Raw genomic sequence first — 231 nt, 5'->3', positions numbered from 1 at the left:
TGGTAGATGTCCGCGCCGGAGCCCTCCTGGCCCGAGCCGGCCCAGGCGTAGAGGGCGGCGTCGTAGTCACCGGCCGGCATGACCTCCTTGAAGTACACCGGCGAGTTGGCGTCCTGCACGTCGAAGCCGGCCTGGTCGCAGGAGCTCTTGATGTGCGCGACGGTCTCGGTGCGACGCTGGTTGCCCGCCTGGTAGCCGAGGCGGACCGTGGGCGAGGAGGCGCCCGCCTTC

The 231-nt window shown here is 71.0% G+C and carries 1 pseudogene; it reads right to left on the bottom strand.

The window, feature by feature from the left end:
- Positions 1 to 231: pseudogene (locus KVS67_RS13560) on the bottom strand (ABC transporter family substrate-binding protein); the annotation flags it as partial.

The sequence above is a fragment of the Micrococcus sp. GbtcB5 genome (assembly GCF_019091605.1).
In the GTDB taxonomy this organism is placed as follows: Bacteria; Actinomycetota; Actinomycetes; order Actinomycetales; family Micrococcaceae; genus Micrococcus; species Micrococcus luteus.
This window is presented reverse-complemented; position numbering and strand designations above follow the sequence as displayed.